Origin of the sequence: Aquabacterium sp. A3 (assembly GCF_038069945.1) — a bacterium.
GTDB lineage: Bacteria > Pseudomonadota > Gammaproteobacteria > Burkholderiales > Burkholderiaceae_C > Aquabacterium.
Window position 1 is genome coordinate 1,968,960 of record NZ_JBBPEV010000001.1, and the last position, 18,830, is coordinate 1,987,789.

At 66.9% G+C, this 18,830-nt stretch carries 15 protein-coding genes and 1 riboswitch; of the genes, 8 read left to right on the forward strand and 7 right to left on the reverse strand.

The features are described from left to right. Positions 1 to 86 precede the first annotated feature (86 nt). Positions 87 to 311 carry a DUF1272 domain-containing protein gene (locus tag WNB94_RS08565; RefSeq protein WP_341389699.1) on the forward strand — a complete coding sequence of 75 codons (225 nt, stop codon included), beginning with the start codon at positions 87 to 89 and terminating at the stop codon, positions 309 to 311. 24 nt (positions 312 to 335) lie between these two features. Here WNB94_RS08565 and WNB94_RS08570 read toward each other — a convergent pair whose 3' ends face one another. Together WNB94_RS08570 and WNB94_RS08575 are read right to left on the reverse strand one after the other, a co-directional pair. Beyond that, positions 336 to 1,316: a complex I NDUFA9 subunit family protein gene (locus WNB94_RS08570; protein WP_341389701.1), complete on the reverse strand. Its 981-nt coding sequence runs from the start codon at positions 1,314 to 1,316 to the stop codon at positions 336 to 338. A gap of 37 nt (positions 1,317 to 1,353) precedes the next feature. Then, complete coding sequence (locus WNB94_RS08575) at positions 1,354 to 3,606, reverse strand: lytic transglycosylase domain-containing protein (RefSeq protein ID WP_341389702.1); 2,253 nt, start codon at positions 3,604 to 3,606, stop codon at positions 1,354 to 1,356. Between the two features lie 30 nt (positions 3,607 to 3,636). On the opposite strand from WNB94_RS08575, the gene WNB94_RS08580 reads away from it, so the two are divergent. Both WNB94_RS08580 and WNB94_RS08585 read left to right on the forward strand, forming a co-directional pair. Beyond that, positions 3,637 to 4,218 (forward strand): 5-formyltetrahydrofolate cyclo-ligase, encoded by a 582-nt coding sequence (locus WNB94_RS08580; RefSeq protein WP_341389703.1) that lies wholly within the window; start codon positions 3,637 to 3,639, stop codon positions 4,216 to 4,218. Between the two features lie 150 nt (positions 4,219 to 4,368). After that, positions 4,369 to 5,064, forward strand: a complete 696-nt coding sequence (locus WNB94_RS08585; protein WP_341389704.1) for a PEP-CTERM sorting domain-containing protein — start codon at positions 4,369 to 4,371, stop codon at positions 5,062 to 5,064. A 517-nt stretch (positions 5,065 to 5,581) separates the two neighbouring features. Here WNB94_RS08585 and WNB94_RS08590 read toward each other — a convergent pair. The 4 genes from WNB94_RS08590 to ahcY form a co-directional block, all read right to left on the reverse strand. Then, the gene (locus tag WNB94_RS08590) at positions 5,582 to 6,187 is read right to left on the reverse strand and encodes an OmpW/AlkL family protein (RefSeq protein WP_341389705.1); all 606 of its coding nucleotides are present in this window, start codon (positions 6,185 to 6,187) and stop codon (positions 5,582 to 5,584) included. 223 nt (positions 6,188 to 6,410) lie between these two features. Then, on the reverse strand, positions 6,411 to 7,262 hold the full coding sequence (metF, locus tag WNB94_RS08595; RefSeq protein WP_341389706.1) for a methylenetetrahydrofolate reductase [NAD(P)H]: 852 nt from the start codon (positions 7,260 to 7,262) through the stop codon (positions 6,411 to 6,413). Between the two features lie 8 nt (positions 7,263 to 7,270). Further along, positions 7,271 to 8,047 carry a TlyA family RNA methyltransferase gene (locus tag WNB94_RS08600; RefSeq protein WP_341389707.1) on the reverse strand — a complete coding sequence of 259 codons (777 nt, stop codon included), beginning with the start codon at positions 8,045 to 8,047 and terminating at the stop codon, positions 7,271 to 7,273. Between the two features lie 32 nt (positions 8,048 to 8,079). Next, positions 8,080 to 9,516, reverse strand: a complete 1,437-nt coding sequence (ahcY, locus tag WNB94_RS08605; protein ID WP_341389709.1) for an adenosylhomocysteinase — start codon at positions 9,514 to 9,516, stop codon at positions 8,080 to 8,082. A gap of 84 nt (positions 9,517 to 9,600) precedes the next feature. Beyond that, positions 9,601 to 9,679, reverse strand: a riboswitch (S-adenosyl-L-homocysteine riboswitch). 197 nt (positions 9,680 to 9,876) lie between these two features. On the opposite strand from ahcY, the gene WNB94_RS08610 reads away from it, so the two are divergent. Further along, positions 9,877 to 13,263: a PAS domain S-box protein gene (locus tag WNB94_RS08610; protein WP_341389710.1), complete on the forward strand. Its 3,387-nt coding sequence runs from the start codon at positions 9,877 to 9,879 to the stop codon at positions 13,261 to 13,263. Positions 13,264 to 13,272: 9 nt separating this feature from the next. On the opposite strand, the gene WNB94_RS08615 is transcribed toward WNB94_RS08610, so the two are convergent. Next, positions 13,273 to 14,019, reverse strand: coding sequence for a PEP-CTERM sorting domain-containing protein (locus WNB94_RS08615; protein WP_341389711.1), 747 nt, complete (start codon positions 14,017 to 14,019; stop codon positions 13,273 to 13,275). 149 nt (positions 14,020 to 14,168) lie between these two features. On the opposite strand from WNB94_RS08615, the gene WNB94_RS08620 reads away from it, so the two are divergent. From WNB94_RS08620 to WNB94_RS08635, 4 genes are all read left to right on the forward strand, one after another. Further along, positions 14,169 to 15,785 carry a peptide chain release factor 3 gene (locus tag WNB94_RS08620; RefSeq protein ID WP_341389713.1) on the forward strand — a complete coding sequence of 539 codons (1,617 nt, stop codon included), beginning with the start codon at positions 14,169 to 14,171 and terminating at the stop codon, positions 15,783 to 15,785. 14 nt (positions 15,786 to 15,799) lie between these two features. After that, complete coding sequence (locus WNB94_RS08625) at positions 15,800 to 16,372, forward strand: TetR/AcrR family transcriptional regulator (RefSeq protein WP_341389714.1); 573 nt, start codon at positions 15,800 to 15,802, stop codon at positions 16,370 to 16,372. Positions 16,373 to 16,454: 82 nt separating this feature from the next. After that, positions 16,455 to 17,894, forward strand: a complete 1,440-nt coding sequence (locus WNB94_RS08630; protein WP_341389716.1) for a serine hydrolase domain-containing protein — start codon at positions 16,455 to 16,457, stop codon at positions 17,892 to 17,894. A 6-nt stretch (positions 17,895 to 17,900) separates the two neighbouring features. Then, positions 17,901 to 18,830 (forward strand): esterase/lipase family protein, encoded by a 930-nt coding sequence (locus WNB94_RS08635; RefSeq protein WP_341389717.1) that lies wholly within the window; start codon positions 17,901 to 17,903, stop codon positions 18,828 to 18,830.

Below are 18,830 nucleotides of genomic sequence, written 5' to 3' on the forward strand. Positions count from 1 at the left end.
GGGGATTGCTTGTGAAGTTTAGCTTCACTGCAGTCAAGCATCGATCGCTGGCGTGCTCATCCCGGAATGCCTACAGTGCACGGATCATGCTGAAAATGAAGCCCCACTGCGAAACCTGCCGCACCCCCACCGGCTTGACCGACCTCGCCTACATCTGCTCGTACGAATGCACGTTTTGCGAGTCCTGCACCACCGCCACAGGGGCCGTGTGCCCCAACTGCAAGGGCAATCTGGTGGCGCGCCCGCTGCGCACCAAACCGCCACTGCAGGCCCTGGGGTCGCAACTCTCGCGCAAGCTCTTTGGTCGGTGAACACCGATGGACGGCGGCGCGCGTTCAGCGCCGCGCCCGCATCCGCCAGGCGTCCAGTTGGCGCGCCAGCGAGGGGGTCTGCTGCCCCAGGTAGGTCGGGGCGATCAAGGTCACCGATGCGGGCTCGATGCCCAGCTCGTGCAGCCCCGGCAGGCGCCCGCTGAGCACGTTGTCCACCTTCATCGAGTCCAGGTTGTCGGGCGACATGGGGGGCTCGCCCGGCAGGCAAGCCAGCACCGCGGCCTGCACGCGCCCCACCGCCATGGGCACGGGCAGCACCGGGCGGGGATGCCCGCTGGCGCGGCCGGCCAGGCGCACGAGGTCGGCCAGGGTCAGCACCTGGGGGCCGCCCAGCTCGAAGGTCTGCCCCACCAGGGTGGGGTCGGTGACGGCGCGCACCACGGCGCGGGCCACATCCTCCACCCACACGGGCTGAAAGCGCGCGTGGGCGCCGGCCAGGGGCATCACGGGCGCCAGGCGCAGCAACTGGGCAAAGAGGTTCAAGAAGCGGTCGTGCTCGCCAAAGATCACGCTGGGGCGCAAGATGACCAGGGGCACGCCCGAGGCCTTCAACGCGGCCTCGCCCAAGGCCTTGGTGCGCAGGTAGTGGGATGGCGCCCGTGCCGCCTCATCCGGCACGCCCAGCGCGCTGATGTGCACCAGGCGCTGCACGCCAGCGGCACGGCAGGCGGCGGCCAGGCGCTGCGGCAGCATGACATGCACCTGCTCGAAGGCCTGCGGGCTGCCATGCAGGATGGCGATCAGGTTGACGACCACATCGGCGTCTCGCAGCACGGCGGCCAGGTCGGGGTCCTGGTGCACGTCGGCGGCCACGACGTCCACCTGGGGCAGCGGGAACAGGTGCTTGCCGCGCTCTCGCCGGCGAGACGGCACCACGATGCGGGCCGCCGCCAGACCGGTGTGGGTCTGCAAGGCCGATTGCAACTGTTCGCACACGGACCGGCCCACAAAACCTGTCCCACCCAGAACCACGATGCGCTTCATGTGTTGAACTCCTGTTTGAGCACGCCAGACGCCCGAATCAGGGCAGGTCACCGGCTTCGGCCGGCGCGTCCACTTGCCGGGGACCGATGGTGGCCCCCAGCCGTGGGGTGATCGACAGGGGATGGCCGTGCAGCAGGTGGGCATACACCACCGCGTTGGCCAGCACCTTCTTCACGTAGTCACGCGTTTCGGTGAAGGGCACGTTCTCCACCCAGGCGGCGGCCTCCATGGTGGGGCCCTGTCGCCAGCGCCGGGGGCGGCTGGGCCCGGCGTTGTACGCTGCCGCCGCCAGGGCCTCGGTGCCCTGGAAATCATCGAGCACCAGCTTGAGGTAACCGGCACCGATGCGCAGGTTGGTGTCCAGCTCGGTCAGGCGGCTGGGGTGGTAGTCGAGGCCCAGCTTGCGCGCCGTCCAGGCGGCGGTGCGGGGCATCACCTGCATCAAACCCGAGGCGCCGACATGAGAGCGCGCAGCGATGATGAAGCGCGACTCCTGACGGATCAGGCCATACATGTACGACGGGGGCAGCCCCACCTCGCGCGCCGCCTGCAACACCTCGTCACGGAAGGGCGTGGGGTAGCGCTGGCTGAGGTCGATGACGCCTTGGGTGCGGTCGCTGGTGTTGATGCAGCGGTCCCAGATGGCACGCGCGCACGCGGCATCGGCGGTGGCCAGCAACTGGCGGTCATTGAAACCGCCGGGCGTGCTGTGGCGCAGGGTGTAGTTCCACTCCCGCACGGCCTCGCTGCGCAAGCCCAGGGCAAACAGCCGCAGTGCGCGGTCGATGCCCGGCTGGTCCAGGGCCCACTGCCGCTCCTGGTCGGTCAGGGGCGCCGGCGGGGTGATGGCCGGCGCGGCGCGCCCGTGCAGTGCCTCCTGGGCCAACTGCCCATAAAAACTCAAAGGGTGAACCACCTGGGCCAGCAGGGCCCGACCGCGCTGCCGGGCGGGCTCACCCGCCGGACCGGCGGGCGCCGCGGCCAGCAAGGCCCTGGCCTTCCAGTAGCGCCAGGCCTCTTCCTGCTGTTCGGCCTCGGGCATGGCATCGATGGCCTGCGCCACCAGGGCCCAGCGCGCTGGCTGCCCGGTCACGGCGGCGCGCAGGCCACTGCGGGCCATCCACTCCAGCGTGTCGGTGGACCACACGGCCGCTGCGGCGCCGCCGGCGTGCGGACGCCATTCGCCTGTGGACACGGCCAGGGCCAGGTCGGCCAGGGCGCGCTCGAAGTGCGCCGGCGCCTCGGGCAGGAAGCGCCAGGCCGAATGGCGACCCAGGTGCGCCCACGCCCAGGCCGACTCTTCGGTGCGCCACTGCCAGGCCTGGCGCACCGCCGGGTCGCCGATGGCACTGGCGGCGGCCTCGGGGTCGGTGGTGGCCCAGCGGATGAAGGCCAGCAGATTGAGCGGCCCTCGCCAGGCGGGTGTCACCTCGGGCATGGCCCGCGCCTCGGTGGCCTGTTTGCCACGACGCACCGAACGCCCCGGCGCTGGCGTGGGCGCCATGCGTGCGCCCGGCGTGCGGGGGCCGGCACGGTCGGCGCGAACCTTGGCCGCCGACGTGGCTGGCAACAAAAACTCGCTAGGCGAGGACATCAGTGCGGAGAGGATGGCCGGCGCGCTGGCGCCCAGCAAGCCACCGGTCTGCTGGATGGCGCGCGGCCGGTTGGCCTCAACAGTCAGGCGCAGCTTGCGCCACACATCGTCTGGCTTGAACACACCCGCGGCCAGCAAACGGCTGGCCATGCCGTGGCAGCCCGCATCGGCATCCCGCTGCCCCCACCAGAGCTCACGCGCCTGCTGGGCCCAGTCTGGCGTGCCGGCCATCGACACCCCGGTGTCAAACCGGGCCCACCAGGTGTAGCAACTGACCTCCCGGTCGTCGTCCATCCGAAAGGCCGGCACGACACGCAGGAAGGTGGACCAATCCTGACGGCGCCCCAGCTCCAGCAGCCAGTCGTTGCGGGCCCGATCGGCCACGTACGACCCGGGCCAACGGGCCAGGAAGGCGTCCACCTCGTCCACAGACGCCTCGGGCAGACGGCGGTTGATGGCCCAGTAATCGGCCCAGGGGGCCAGGGGATGCCCGGCCTGGGTCAGCGCATCACGGGTGCGCGCCAGGGTGGCCTGATCGCTGGTGCGGAAGGCCTCGCGCGCGGCCAGCACGGTGCGGTCGCCATCGCTGGTGGCACCGTCTTGAAGGGGCGCGTCCTGCGCCCAGGCGGCACCGGCCAGCCCGCACGCCACCAGCAGCCTCGCACCCCACGTCACCCCCGCATACACTGATCGCACGTCCTTGTTCCTTTGCTGCTGCCTGCGCCCATGTTGCCCCCAGAACACTCCGAAGACCGCACCACCCTGCGTCGCGAACTGCAAAAAAAACGCCGCGACTGGTGGGACAACGCGGCAGACCGCGATGTGGCTGACGCGGCCTTGGGCGAACGCCTGTGGCAGGTGCTGCAACAGCTGGAGCCGGATTGCCTGGGGCTGTACTGGGCACTCCCTGGGGAATTTAACCCGAACGCCCTGGCCCTTCAGGCGCAGCGGTTGTTGGGCTGCCGCCTGGCGCTGCCGCGGGCGCGCAAATCGCCGCCCTCGATGGCCTACCAGTTGTGGGACGGCCAGCCCCCCAGCGAGCGCGACGACCACGGGATCGCCTGCGCCAGCGGCGCGCCGGTCACGCCCGACGTGGTGCTGGTGCCCTGCGTGGGCCACACCCGCGACGGCTACCGCCTGGGCTACGGCGGCGGCTACTTCGACCGGTACCTGGCCGCACACCCCGAAGTGGTGAGCATCGGTCTGGGATGGGAGGTGGGCGACATCCCGCCCGAGCGCTGGACCGCGGGTAAACACGATATCCCTCTGATGGTGGTGATCACCGAGCGCCACACCTGGAGCGCTTAACGCACCCCATGTCTCGGGGGGTGATCATGGTGAACCCTGGGCCATGGCCGGGATCGCCGCGCGATGATTACTCAAACAGGCAGCCTTCCCCAGGCGACCTGAAGCCCGTCACCGGAAGTTCATCAGCACATCTCTGAGGAAGTACCCATCATGATGATCAAGAAGCTGTCCACCGCCATCGCCCTGGTGGCCGTCGCCACCGCCGCCTCCGCGGCCAACCAGCCGTTCACCGCCACCAACGCCACCGTCGGCATCGACGCCAGCGCCATTTCGGCCACCGGCTACAGCCTGAGCGCCACGGGTGCCGCATCGCTCAGCGGTGGCACCTTGACGATCGCTGTCGAGTCGCTCGGTCTGGACACCAGCCCCGGCGCCCTGGACATCAACTTTGCCGAAACCGGCGGCCTGAAGCTGACCAAGGCGTTCAACCCCAGCATCACCCTGACCGACTTCACCTTCGACCTGTCGACCAACACCTTGTATGGTGACCTGAAGGCGGGCATCTTCCTGAACCTGAACGACCAGTCCCTGCTGACCGCCACGAACGTGAGCAGCAGCTTTGGTGGCGTGGATGGCACCAGCGTGACCTCCTCGGGCAGCGCCCGCACTCTGGGCCTGTCGGCCAGCGGCTTCGTGCTGTCGCAAGCCTTCCGTGATTACCTGACCGACGCCGAAGTCAATCCCGATGATTTTGGCTACATCGCCGACATGATCACCGCCGTGAACATCGGCACCGTGTCGATCACCCCCACGGTGCCCGCCGTGCCCGAGCCCTCCACCTACGCCCTGATGGGCCTGGGTCTGGTCGGCATGGCCCTGGTGTCGCGCCGCCGCCGTCAGGCCTGATCCCTGGCGTGCCCTCACGGGCACCTGGTTGGAAAGCCCGCCTTAGCCCGCCCTAGCCCGCCTTGTGCGGGCTTTTTGCTGGGTTCAAACCACGGCGCGGAGCCCGATCACCCGTCCAGCCCGGGCACATCGCGCAACGGCAGGCACGGCGCCCGGCTCCGTCGCACGCCACGGTCAGGCATCAGGCCGCCGGGGGTGGCGGGTGGGCGCCTCGATGCGGCCGAGGCGCGCAGGCATGGGCTGGGCCGAGCTTCGCGGGCGAAGATCGGCTTCGTGATCTGACTGGCCGGGGATGTTTGAGCGGAGCGCCAGCGCAGCGAGTTCCACGGCCCCAGCCCATGGCGAGCACCGCAGGGAAGCCCGGCGCCAGCAGGGCCCGCATCGTGAAGCCCGCCCGCCGCCCCCGGCGGCCTGATGCCTTCCACCCCACACCAACCATATGCCCAAAACCAAAAGCCTCCCGAAGGAGGCTCTTGGTGCGGCGATGCGCGGGTGTTCAGCCGATCAGATCAGCTGATCAGAAGCGCCAGCCGATGCCCAGGCCCACCAGCAGCGGGTCGACCTTGACCTTGCCCAAGTTTGTACCGCCGGCATCCAGATCGGTGCGGATTTGCACCTTCTTGACGTCCAGGTTCAGGTACATGCCCTTGCTGATTTCGTAGTCCACACCGGCTTGCAGCGCGAAGCCGAAGCTGTTCTTGTCGATCGACAGGCCGGCAGGCAGGTCCACACTGGAGAAGCGGGTGTAGTTCACACCGGCGCCCACATAGGGCTTGAAGCCGTTGACCTGGTCAAAGTGGTACTGCACGGTCAGCACGGGCGGCAGGTGCTTCAGGGTGCCGATCTTGCTGCCATCGGCCTTGACGTCCTGCTTTTGCGGGTAGGTCAGGATCAGCTCGGCGGCGATGTTGGGCGTGAAGAAGTAGGTGATGTCCACTTCGGGCAGCCACTTGCTGTTGATGCCCACGTCCAGTCCATCAATGGTGTCCTTGTTGGCCGGGTCGAGGTGAACGGCGCGCGCGCGCACCAGCCAGGCGCCATCAGACGACTGGGCCAGAGCAGGGGTCAGGGTGGAGGCGGCCAGGGCCAGTGCAGCAGCGATGCGAACAGCGGTGTGTGTCATGGTGGTGTCCTTCTTGTTGAACAGGATTCCTGCGGCCCCGACCGGAGCCGCGATGGAGTCATTTCAACAAGCGCGGGCACACACCAACTTGTGCTGCATCAAGTCGCCAGGGGCCGCCCACGTCGCCGGTACGGCCACCACCACGTGTCTTTGCGCCAGATCAGAGGCCGCCGCCGTGGGCGATGCCGCCACGCAACAGTCGGCCGTCAGCCCGGCGGCGGGCTCACCAGCCCAGGCGCTCGCAGATGGCCTTGACCGTGGTGGCCTGGTTCATCGTGTAGAAGTGCAGGCCCGGCACGCCGGCGCAGCGCAGCTGGTCGCACAGGTCCACCACCACGTCCAGCCCGAAGGCCTGGATGGAGGCCTTGTCGTCGCCAAAGCCTTCCAGGCGGGTGCGGATCCAGCGCGGGATCTCGGCGCCACAGGCGTCCGAAAAACGCAGTAACTGGCTGGCGTTGGTGATGGGCATGATGCCCGGCACCACGGGGATGGTGGCGCCGGCCTTCTCGGCTTCATCGACGAAGCGGAAGTAGGCGTCGGTGTTGTAGAAGTACTGGGTGATGGCCACGTCGGCACCCGCCTTCACCTTGGTGACGTAGGCCTGCAGATCGGCCTGCGGGTTGCGGGCCTGGGGGTGCATCTCGGGGTAGGCGCCCACCTCGATGTGGAAGTGGCCGCCGGTTTCTTCGCGGATGAAGGCCACCAGTTCGCTGGCGTACTTGAACTCGCCAAAGCCGCCATAGCCGCTGGGCAGGTCGCCCCGCAGGGCCACGATGCGCGTGATGCCATCGGCCTTGAACTGGGCCAGTTGCTCGCGCACGCTGGCCTTGCTGGCGCCGATGCACGAAAAGTGCGGCGCGGCATCGCAGCCTTCGGCCAGGATGGCGCGCACGGTCTGGATGGTGCCGTCCTGCGTGGAGCCGCCGGCGCCGTAGGTAACCGAGCAGTACTCGGGCTTGAGCGGGTAGAGCTGCTGGCGCACGGCCGAGAGCTTGTCCACGCCCTCGGGCGTCTTGGGCGGGAAGAACTCGAAGCTGATGGGCAGGCGCTGCTGCGTGGGGTCTACGGTGGTCATGAGTCAGATCACGCTTGCTCGGGCGCCAGCGGCGACTGCGCCCAGATGAAGAATTCCAGGTTGCCGTCGCCACCGGCAATCGGGCTGGCAAAGCCCTTGTGCACCTTCCAGCCCAGGTCGGTACAGGCGCGGCGCACCATGTCGCGGGCACGCGCGTGCTGGGCCGGGTCTTTGACGACGCCGCCCTTGCCCACGTGCTCTTTGCCCACCTCGAACTGCGGCTTGATCAACATGACCACCTGGCCACCGGGCTTCAGCCAGGGGCCCAGGCCGGGCACGATCTTGGACAGCGCGATGAAAGACAAATCGGCCACGATCAAATCAAAGCCCTCGGCCGGCGCGTGCTCGCGCAGCGCACTGCCGTCCAGCTCGCGGGCGTTGAGGTTTTCCAGGCACACCACGCGCTCATCGGCCTTGAGCTTGTCGTGCAACTGGCCATGGCCCACGTCCACGCCCACCACGCGGGCCGCGCCCTGCGTGAGCAGCACATCGGTGAAGCCACCCGTGCTTTGGCCCACGTCCAGGCAGGTCATGCCTGCCGGGCTCAGGCCGATGTGCGCCAGGGCGCCCTCCAGCTTGAGACCGGCACGCGACACCCAGCGCAGCTCGTCGTCGTTGGTGACGCGCAGCTGCGCGTCCTCGGGCAGGTCTTCACCCGCCTTGCGCAGCGTGGTCCAGCCCTTGGGGCCCAGCCACTGTGCGGCGCCCGCGTCCACCAGGCGGTGGGCGGCAGAGCGGGTGGGCGCATGCCCATGTTGAACGAGTAGCTGGTCAGCGCGTGGCATGCAATTCCTAACAATGGGCCGCAGGGGCGAGATCAATACCTGTAAGTGTCAGGCTTGTAGGGGCCTTGCTTGGACACGCCGATGTAAGCGGCCTGCTCTTCCGTCAGCTCGGTCAGCTGGGCGTTGAGCGTGACCAACTGCAGGCGGGCCACCTTTTCATCGAGGTGCTTGGGCAGCACGTAGACTTTGCCGCTCTCGTAGGCCTCGGGGCGGGTGAACAGCTCGATCTGCGCGATGGTCTGGTTGGCAAAGCTCGACGACATCACGTAGCTGGGGTGGCCGGTACCACAGCCCAGGTTCACCAGGCGACCCTTGGCCAGCATGATGATGCGCTTGCCATCGGGGAAGATGACATGGTCGACCTGCGGCTTGATCTCTTCCCAGCGGCACTTGGCTTCGGCCTCGGCCACATCGATCTCGTTGTCGAAGTGACCGATGTTGCACACGATGGCGTTTTCCTTCATCGCCTCCATGTGCTTGTAGGTGATCACGCTCTTGTTGCCGGTGGCGGTCACGAAGATGTCGGCCTTGTCGGCGGCGTAGTCCATGGTCACCACGCGGTAGCCTTCCATGGCGGCCTGCAGGGCGTTGATGGGATCGATCTCGGTCACCCACACCTGGGCGCTCAGGGCGCGCAAGGCCTGGGCCGAGCCCTTGCCCACGTCGCCATAGCCACACACCACGGCGATCTTGCCGGCCACCATCACGTCGGTGGCCCGCTTGATGCCATCGACCAGCGATTCGCGACAGCCATACAGGTTGTCAAACTTGCTCTTGGTGACCGAGTCATTGACGTTGATGGCGCGGAACATCAACGTGCCCTTGGCGCTCATCTCGTTCAGGCGGTGCACGCCGGTGGTGGTTTCTTCAGTCACGCCAATGATCTCGGCGCTCTTGCGGCTGTACCAGGTGCTGTCTTGGGCCAGCTTGGCCTTGATGGCAGCGAACAGGATGCGCTCTTCTTCGCTGCCGGGGTTGGCCAGCACCGACGGGTCGGTCTCGGCCTTCTTGCCCAGGTGCATCAGCAGCGTGGCATCTCCACCATCGTCCAGGATCATGTTGGGGCCTTCGCCCTTGGCGCCCTTCGGCGCAAAGTCGAAGATGCGGTGGGTGTAGTCCCAGTAATCCTCCAGAGACTCGCCCTTGTAAGCGAACACCGGTGTGCCGTTGGCCACCAGGGCCGCGGCCGCGTGGTCTTGCGTGGAGTAGATGTTGCACGAGGCCCAGCGCACCTCAGCGCCCAGGGCTTGCAGGGTTTCGACCAGCACGCCGGTCTGGATGGTCATGTGCAGCGAGCCGGTGATGCGCGCGCCCTTCAGGGGCTGGCTGGCGGCGTATTCGCGACGGATGGCCATCAGCGCGGGCATTTCGTGCTCGGCGATGGTGAGTTCCTTGCGGCCCCAGTCGGCCAGCGACAAATCGGCAACAACGTACTGGTCGGTGGCCAGTGGCTTGAGAACAGCGTTCATGACAGAGCTCCTAAAGGGGGTTCAGAAGCCGCCGTGCGCTGCCGGGAACATGAGAAATGGACACAGCTCACCCAGCGGGACACATGCGGGTGAGCGCCGTTGCAATGCAGAAACTGTCGAGCCTGGGGCCTGTGAGCCAGACCTTGCAACGCTCCTCGACAGTCGGGTGATTATAGGCGGGCAGGGACCGCCCGGACACCCCTGGCCGAGACAATCCGGCGGCGGGCGGGGGCGCTTGTTGAAAGATGCACGAGAAAGATGCACGCATTTGGCGGCCTTGATCTGCCTCATGCCCTGTGGGGCTTGTGGGCACACTCATGATGCTGACGCCCGAGCACGCCGGTCTCTTTCAACCTGCCCATGACCCATCCCGCCCCCCTGCCCGCCGATGAACCCCAGCGCCTGGCGAGCCTGCACGAGTTGCTGGTGCTGGACAGCCCGCCCGAACCACTGTTCGATGCCCTGACCCGCATGGCCGCGCAGCATTGCGGCACCGAGATCGCCCTGATCTCGCTGGTGGATGCCGAACGGCAGTGGTTCAAGGCCTGCGTGGGCCTGCCGGGGGTGAGCGAAACCGGACGAGACGTGGCCTTTTGCGCCCATGCGATCCTGCAAGGTGGCATCCTGGAGGTGCCCGACGCCCAGGAGGATCCCCGCTTCGCCAACAACCCCCTGGTCACCGACGCACCGCACATCCGCTTTTATGCAGGGGCACCGCTGACGCTGCGCCATGGGGCCTGCATCGGCACCCTGTGTGTGATCGACCGCGCACCGCGCCAACTGACGCCGGCACAGCGCGCCCTGCTCAAGCAACTGGCCCACCTGGCTGCCGAAGCGCTGCAACTGCGCGCGCACCTGTTGCACGACCAGGCGCACGAGCGCCTGACGTTTGCGCAAACGCTGCAAGACCGCGAGACCCTCTACCAGGCCATCGTGGAAGACCAGACCGAGCTGATCTCGCTGGCCCTGCCAGACGGCACGCTGACCTTCGTCAACACCGCCTACGCACGCTGGTTTGGCAGCACGCCCGAACGCATGACGGGCGAGAACTTTCTGCTGCACGTGCCGATGGAAGAGCGCGAACACGTGCGCGCCCATTTGCAGCGGGTGCTGGACAGCGACGGCCCGGTGACCGGCGAGAACTCGGTGATGCGCCCCGACGGGCAACGCTACTGGATGACCTGGACCAACCGCTGCCTGCGCAATGCGCAGGGCGAGGTCATGGGCATCCACTCCGTGGGGCGCGACACCACCGACCGCAAGCGCGCAGAAGAATCCTTGCGCCGCAGCGAAGCCCGGCTGCGCTCACTGTATGAGGCCACGCCGGCCATGCTGCAATCCGTGGACGCGCAAGGCCGGCTGCTGACGGTCAGCGACACCTGGCTGCGCACGCTGGGCCACACACGCGCGGCCGTGATCGGACGGCCCTTCACGGATTTCATGCCCATCACCTCAGAGCGGCTGTTCCTGGACGTGCTGACCCCTCGCCTCCACGAGGCGGGGCATGGCCACGGGGGCCTGCAACTGCGCCGCGCTGATGGCCGGGTGATCGACGTGACGATTTCCTCCATCCTGGAGCGCGACATCAATGGCAACCCCCTGCGGGCCTTGTCGGTCTTGCAGGACGTGACCGAACAGCATCGTGTAGAGGCCGAACTGCGCACCAACCAGGAGCGCCTGGCCCTGGCCACCCAGGCCAACGGCATCGGCATCTGGGAGATGGACGTCGCCACCCAGCACCTGAGCTGGAACCCCATGATGTTCGAGATCTACGGGGTGGACCGGGCGCAGTTCACGGGCGCGCTGAGTGACTGGTCCGACCGGGTGCACCCTGACGACCTGGACATGGCCATGGAAGCCTTCAAGGCCGCCATCGCAGGCGACCGGCCGCTGGACGTGGACTTCAGGGTGTGCCTGCCCGATGGCCGGGTGCGCAGCATCATGGGCCGTGCCACCGTATTCCGCGATGCTGAGGGTCGGGCCCTGCGGGTGCTGGGCGTGAACTACGACATCACCGACCGCAAGGCCATGGAGCGCGAACTGGCCGAGAAGCACGAACTGCTGCGGGTGACCCTGCACTCGATCGGCGACGCGGTCATCACCACCGACGCCCATGGCCGTGTGCAGTGGCTCAACCCGGTGGCCGAACGCATGACGGGCTGGCACACCGAAGCCGCGCGCGGCCTGGCCCTGGAGCAGGTGTTTCGCATCGTCAACGAGCAGACGCGCGAGCCTGAGCCCAGCCCGGTGCTGCGCTGCCTGACCGACCCCGGCTACGACGGCCAGATCGACCACACCCTGCTCATCTCGCGCCACGGTCAGGAGTTCGGCATCGAAGATTCGGCAGCGCCCATCCGCGATGACCAGGGGCAGGTGCTGGGCGTGGTGCTGGTCTTCCATGACGTGACCGAACAACGGCGCATGGGCCACGAGATGCGCTTCAGGGCCTCACACGACGAGCTGACCGGCCTGATCAACCGAACCGAGTTCGAGCGCCAGCTTTCGCAGGCCTTGAACAACGCCCACGACCAGGAGCAGCAACACGCCCTGATGTACCTGGACCTGGACCAGTTCAAGCTCGTGAACGACGCCTGTGGCCATGCCGTGGGCGACCAGCTGCTGTGCCAGGTCACCCAATTGCTGCAGCGGTGCGTGCGCAACAGCGACACCCTGGCACGCCTGGGGGGCGACGAGTTTGGCGTGATCCTGACGCGCTGCACCGTCGAGCAGGCCATGCGCGTGGCGCAGTCCATCTGCGACGAGATGGAAGAGTTTCGCTTCACGCACGAGGGCCGGCGCTTTCGGGTGGGTGCCAGCATCGGGCTGGTGCCGCTGGACAAGCGCTGGAGCAGCAGCGATGCGGTGATGCAGGCCGCCGACTCGGCCTGTTATGCCGCCAAGGAAGCCGGCCGCAACCGGGTGCACGCCTGGTTTGACACCGACGAGGCGCTGCGCGCACGCCGGGGCGAGATGCAGTGGGCCAACCGGCTGGAACAAGCCCTGGACGAGGACCGCTTCGTGCTGTTTGCGCAGCGCATCGCACCTGTGCGGGCGCCACGCCGTGGCCTGCACTGCGAGGTGCTGATCCGCCTGCGGGACGACGACGGCAAGCTCATCCCGCCCGGGGCGTTTCTGCCGGCGGCCGAGCGCTTTCACATGGCGCCGCGCATCGACCGCTGGGTGCTCAAGCACACCCTGCAGACGCTGGAGGCCTGGCCCGAGGCCCTGGCCACGGTGGACACCATCGCCATCAACCTGTCGGGCCAGTCGGTGGGCGACCCCACCTTCCAGCAATGGATGCACGAACTGCTGGACCGCACCACGGTCAACCTGCGCAAGATCTGCCTGGAAGTGACGGAAACCGCCGCCATCACCAAGCTGCAAGATGCCGCAGGCTTCATCGCGGCCGTTCGGCAGCGGGGCGTGCGCGTGGCCCTGGACGACTTTGGCGCCGGCGCCTCGTCGTATGGCTACTTGAAGGCCTTGCCGGTGGACTACCTCAAGATCGACGGACAGTTCATCAAGAACCTGGTGAACGACGCCCTGGACCAGGCCGCCGTGCGCAGTTTCTGCGACGTGGCCCGGGTGTTGGGGCTCAGAACGATCGCCGAATTCGTCGAAGACGAGCCCACCTTGTCGGCCTTGCGCTCACTGGGCGTGGACCACGCCCAGGGCTACCTGGTGCACAAGCCGGAACCGATTGAGGCGGTGCTGGGCTGCCACGTTCAGCCCGCCTCGGCAGGCTGATCCGCCCGCTCAACCCAGACGGCGGCTGGACATCACCCACACGATCAGCAGGCCAGCGGCGAGCAGGGCATAGGTTTCGGGCTCGGGCACGGCCGGGGTGACGGCCATGCCCGACACGGTCACCATGTCGAAGCGCCAGGTGCCGCCCGTGCCATAGCTGCTGGACGCGCGCGAGGCCGCGTAAGCCTGCGTGCCCGGCGCAAAGGTGGAGACGATGCGAAACGCGAAGCTGTCGTTGTTGGCCACACCGGCGATGCCCGAGAGGTCCACCGTGCGGTTGAACCAGGTGTCACCCGCGTCGCCCTCAAAGCCGATGAAATCCACGAAATTCAGGCCATCCAGGCTGTACTGAAACAGTTCATGGCGGGCGCTGGTGTTGCTGTGGCGCAGGTCGTAGCTCACGGTGATGGCGTCAAAGCCCGCCGTGCTGACCGCAAACTGCACGCCCGTGGTCTTGTCGCCCGTGCCTTGCGCGGCGTAGCCGGTGGTTTGCCAGCCCGAGTTGTCTGAGGCAACCGGGTCGGACGAACCGCCGTTGGAGGCGCCACTGGCAAAGCTGGCGTTCACGCCCAGAACATCGGCCACGCCCGCGCCCGTGCTGGGCAGGGTGCTGCCCGTGGCGGTGCTGGTGTCGGCGGGGTTGGAGTTGAAGCTCCATTGGCTGATGACATCGGCCTGGACATTGGCCTGGGCGGCACCCGCCAGCAGCAGTCCGGTCAAGAGGGGGGCGGCATGAGACAAGCGAACAGCGAACATGGCAGACCTCTTTGCGAAGGTGTTGAACTGCCGTGCATGCTGCCGGTGGCGCATGAAGTGGCCATGACAGCCCCCCCTGCCGTTGGCATCAGCCCCCGGGCTGCGACAATACGGGGTTTGACGTCTTTGGCCCCTGCCAGCCCTGCGCCGTGACCTACGCCCCCGAAACCCACCGCCGCCGCACCTTCGCCATCATTTCCCACCCCGACGCCGGTAAAACCACGTTGACGGAAAAGCTGCTGCTGTTCTCGGGCGCCATCCACATCGCCGGGGCCGTCAAGGGCCGCAAAGCCTCGCGCCACGCCACCTCGGACTGGATGGAAATCGAAAAGCAGCGCGGCATCTCGGTGGCGTCCAGCGTGATGCAGATGCTCTACCGCGAGCACGTGGTCAACCTGCTCGACACCCCGGGCCACAAAGACTTCTCTGAAGACACCTACCGCGTGCTGACCGCCGTGGATTCGGCCCTGATGGTGATCGACGCGGCCAACGGTGTGGAAGCCCAAACCAAGCGCCTGATCGAGGTCTGCCGCCAGCGCGACACCCCCATCATCACCTTCGTCAACAAGATGGACCGCGAGGGCCGCGACCCGCTGGAGCTGTTGGACGAGGTCGAACAAGAGCTGGGCATGCCCTGCGTGCCCATGACCTGGCCGGTGGGCCAGGGCAAGGCCTTTGGCGGCATCGTCAACCTGCGCACCCGGGCCATGCGCCTGTTTGACGCGGGTGGCGACAAGCGCAGCGACGAGTACGAAGAGGTCTCGCTGGACGAGCGCGACAAGCTGCACGCCCGCTTCGGCCACGACTGGGAGCTGGCCGAGGCCAACATGGAACTGATGGCCGAAGCCGCCCCCGCGTTCGACATCGAGCAGTTTCTGGCGGCCAAACAAACACCGGTGTTCTTCGGCTCGGCCGTGAACAACTTCGGTGTGCAAGAGGTGCTGGATGCGCTGGTGGACCTGGCACCCTCGCCCCGCCCCCGCTTCAGCACCGAAAAAGACGGCAGCAAAAAGGAGATCGCCCCCGAGATGGAGGCCTTCTCGGGCGTGGTGTTCAAGGTGCAGGCCAACATGGACCCGGCCCACCGCGACCGCATCGCCTTCGTGCGCGTGTGTTCGGGCAAGTACACCCCGGGCATGAAGCTCAAGGTGCAGCGCAACGGCAAAGAACTGCGCCCCACCTCGGTGGTGACCTTCCTGTCACAGCGCCGCGAGGCGGTCGATGAAGCCTTTGCCGGCGACATCATCGGCTTCACCACGCATGGCGGCGTGCAGCTGGGCGACACCATCACCGATGGCATCACCCTGCAGTACACCGGCCTGCCCTTCTTCGCTCCCGAGTTGTTCCAGGCCGTGGAGTTGAAAAACCCCATGAAGAGCAAGCAGCTGCAGGCCGGGCTGATGCAGCTGGGTGAAGAAGGCGCGATTCAGGTCTTCCGGCCCGAAGTGGGCGGGATGATGCTGCTGGGCGCCGTGGGGCAACTGCAGTTTGAAGTGGTGCAACACCGCCTGATGGCCGAATACGGCGTCGAGATCCGCCTGATGCCCTGCCGCTTCAGCGGCGCGCGATGGATCACGGCCGACACGCCGGAGGCACTGAAGAAGTTCACCGACGAGAACGCCAGCAAGCTGGCGCTGGACGCGGCCGACACCCTGGCCTACATGATCACCTCCAGCTACGACCTGCGCCTGACGGCCGAGCGCCACCCGCAGGTGCACTTCCATCCGCTGCGCGAGCACGCGGGCTTGAGTTTGTCGAGCCAATAGCCTGGTGATGGTGAATGAAGGCCAGCCGCCAAACCATCGAACGTGAGCAACTGCTTCAGCGTGCGCTGGATCACCTGGTGCAACACGGCTCGAATGATTTGTCACTGCGCACGCTGGCCGAGCAGATCGGCACCAGCCATCGCATGCTGATTTATTACTTCGGGTCGGGCACGCAGTTCTGGCAGGCGGTGTTTCAGCGTTTGCGGCGTGATCAGATGCAGGCGTTGAGTCCCTGGACCCACGGCCCGTCGCGCCCTGGGCTGATGGACGTCTGGGCCGAATTGAGCACGCCCAGGAACCAATCGCTGTTTCGGCTGCTCTTCCAGGTGTATGGCACCGCCCTGGGTCAGCCAGCCCAGCACCCGGACTTTCTGCACGAGTTCGTCAACCAGTGGATCGACATGATCGCCGAGGTCCTGCAGGCAGAACACCAACTGGCGCCGGCGGCGGCGCGAACCCAGGCGCGGCTGTACCTGGCCGTCATGCGGGGGCTGATGCTTGACCTGCTGACCACCGGCGACCTGGAGGGCACCACAGCAGCGATGGCGCGCTTCGTGCGCAGCATCGAGCCACCACCGCCAGCCTGAGGTCGACGGGTCAGGGTATCCGAGGGATGGTGAACGAATGTACCACTTGGTACATTTTTGCACCCTCCTCTGGAAGTCGCCCATGACACACCACCTTGCCCGCCCTTCACGTCGACCGATCTGGCGCACGCTGAGCCTGTTGGCCAGCGCGGGCTTGTGGCTGCTCCAACCGATCACGGCCAGGGCCGAGAGCCTGTTGGACGACATCCCCGCAGGCACCGGCTACGCGGCCTGGGAACTCTGTACCCGCGTCATCGCCTCGGGTGACGATTACTGGCGGGTGCGGCTGCAATACGCCGGCCCCAAAGTGCAGCCCTTGCCCTGGGTATGGGACGTGGACTACTACCCAGGCGCCAAGGTGTCGGTGCGCTCGGTGGTGCCGCTGATCATGCACCGCCGAGTGGCCATCCACCGCAAGGGCCTGGGTTGTACCTTGGTGCCGCCTGGGGCCACGGAATGGGGGGTGCGGCTGCAGCCGATCCGGGCCACGAGTGCGCCACCCCCTACCAGCGCCGCCTGGCCTGTGGGCGAGGCCACCACCCAGGCGCCGCTGGGCAGCGCGGCCTCGCAGGTGCTGGCCGCGCATGCACAAGCCATGTTCACCGAGCCCAGCGCAGCGCTGAATCAACGCCTGAACACCACGGCGCTGCTGGTGGCCCACCAAGGTGCGCTGGTGCATGAACAATACCGCCCGGGCTACCAACGCGAACAACCGCAACTGGGGTGGTCCATGACCAAAACCCTCACGGCGCTGGTGGCTGGCGTCATGCACACGGACGGCCGTCTGGCGCTGGACGATGGGGTGCCCTTGCGCACATGGCAGGCCACGGCCAAGTCGGGCATCACGTGGCGACACCTGTTGAACATGGCCCCTGGCCTTGCATGGACCGAAGGCTACGAAGGGCTCAGCGACGCCACGCAGATGCTCTTTTCGCAGCCCGACCAGGGTGCCTGGGCCGCCGATCGGCCGTTGACCAGCACGCCAGGCACCGTGTTCACCTACTCCACCGGGTTTGCCAATGTGGCCATGCTGGCCATGCGCCAACTGCTGGGAGGCTCGCCCCAGGCGCTGCACGATTACATCCAGCAGCGGCTTTTTGCACCGCTGGGCATCCGCCACGGCCTGGTCGAGCTGGACGCGTCCGGCACGCCGGTGGGTGGCGCACGCGGGTTGCTGCGCCCGGTGGACTGGCTGCGCCTGGGGCAACTGGTGGCCAACCACGGCACATGGCAAGGGCAGACGCTGATCGACACCGACTACATGGATTTCATGACGGCGCCCTCGCCAGCCAGCCCCGAGTACGGCGGCATGGTCTGGCGACAACCCTCGGACATGATTCCCGCAGACCTGCGGGCCAGGCTGCCACAAGACATGGTCTGGTTTGCCGGGCACATGGGCCAGTTCATGGTGGTGGTACCCTCGCGCCAGTTGGTGGTCTTGCGCATGGGTGTGGCATTTGACAAAGACCTGGCCCGCACACAAACAATGGCTTTGGCCGCGGACTTGCTCGCGGCGTTGTGACCCATCATGTCCAGAACCTTCCTGTCTTCCCTCGTGATTGCTGCCGCTGCCGTGATCGGCACCGTGGCCCTGCCCGTTCAGACTGCCCAGGCAGCCCCGTCCACCACCCCTGCCAACGTCACCCAGACCAAGTACCCCATTGTGCTGGTGCACGGCTTCATGGGCTTTGACGACATCCTGGGGGTGGACTACTTCTACCGCATCCCTGATGACCTGCGCAGCAACGGTGCCACCGTCTACGTGGCCGCCGTCTCGCAGGTCAACAGCGCCGAGGCCCGCGGCGAACAGTTGCTGCAACAGATGCGCGCCTGGGCGGCCCGCGACGGCGTCCAGAAATTCAACCTGATCGGCCACAGCCAGGGCGGCCCCACCTCTCGCTACGTGGCCGGCGTGGCGCCCGAACTGGTGGCCAGCATCACCACGGTGGGCAGCCCGGCCCGCATGGCACCGTCAGATGCCGACAACCCCGTCAACGACCTGATCAACAACTACAGCAAGGCCGTGAGCTTCTTTGGCTCGTTCGTGGCCTGGATCTCGGGCAACAAGCAGTTGCCTCAGGACGTGGAGGGCATCAAGGACTTCGGGCGCGAGGTCAATGAGTTCGCCGTGCGTTTCCCTGCCGGTGTGCCGTCCACGTACTGCAGCACTGACAGCAAGGAGTTCGAATCAGGCATGTACCTGTACTCCTTCACGGGCAACCAACCCAAGACCAACCGGTGGGACATCTCGGATGCGTTTCACGCTGTCATGAGTGCGCCCAGCGACGGCATCATCACCGTGTGCGCTGCGCGGTTTGGCAAGGTCATCCGCGAAGACCTGCCCTGGAACCACATCGACGAGATGAACCACGTCTTCGGGCTGCTGGCCAAGGGCGCCCCCGACCCGGTGGCGTTCTATCGAAACCACGTGAACCGCCTCAAGCTCAAGGGGCTGTGA

Excerpts from the sequence above, each read along its gene's own strand:
- WNB94_RS08610 (WP_341389710.1), top strand. The coding sequence starts at position 9,877 with ATGACCCATCCCGCCCCCCTGCCCGCCGATGAACCCCAGCGCCTGGCG.
- metF (WP_341389706.1), bottom strand. The coding sequence starts at position 7,262 with ATGACCACCGTAGACCCCACGCAGCAGCGCCTGCCCATCAGCTTCGAG.
- WNB94_RS08590 (WP_341389705.1), bottom strand. The coding sequence starts at position 6,187 with ATGACACACACCGCTGTTCGCATCGCTGCTGCACTGGCCCTGGCCGCC.
- WNB94_RS08585 (WP_341389704.1), top strand. The coding sequence starts at position 4,369 with ATGATGATCAAGAAGCTGTCCACCGCCATCGCCCTGGTGGCCGTCGCC.
- WNB94_RS08600 (WP_341389707.1), bottom strand. The coding sequence starts at position 8,047 with ATGCCACGCGCTGACCAGCTACTCGTTCAACATGGGCATGCGCCCACC.
- WNB94_RS08615 (WP_341389711.1), bottom strand. The coding sequence starts at position 14,019 with ATGTTCGCTGTTCGCTTGTCTCATGCCGCCCCCCTCTTGACCGGACTG.
- WNB94_RS08570 (WP_341389701.1), bottom strand. The coding sequence starts at position 1,316 with ATGAAGCGCATCGTGGTTCTGGGTGGGACAGGTTTTGTGGGCCGGTCC.
- ahcY (WP_341389709.1), bottom strand. The coding sequence starts at position 9,516 with ATGAACGCTGTTCTCAAGCCACTGGCCACCGACCAGTACGTTGTTGCC.
- WNB94_RS08580 (WP_341389703.1), top strand. The coding sequence starts at position 3,637 with ATGTTGCCCCCAGAACACTCCGAAGACCGCACCACCCTGCGTCGCGAA.
- WNB94_RS08625 (WP_341389714.1), top strand. The coding sequence starts at position 15,800 with ATGAAGGCCAGCCGCCAAACCATCGAACGTGAGCAACTGCTTCAGCGT.
- WNB94_RS08565 (WP_341389699.1), top strand. The coding sequence starts at position 87 with ATGCTGAAAATGAAGCCCCACTGCGAAACCTGCCGCACCCCCACCGGC.
- WNB94_RS08630 (WP_341389716.1), top strand. The coding sequence starts at position 16,455 with ATGACACACCACCTTGCCCGCCCTTCACGTCGACCGATCTGGCGCACG.
- WNB94_RS08635 (WP_341389717.1), top strand. The coding sequence starts at position 17,901 with ATGTCCAGAACCTTCCTGTCTTCCCTCGTGATTGCTGCCGCTGCCGTG.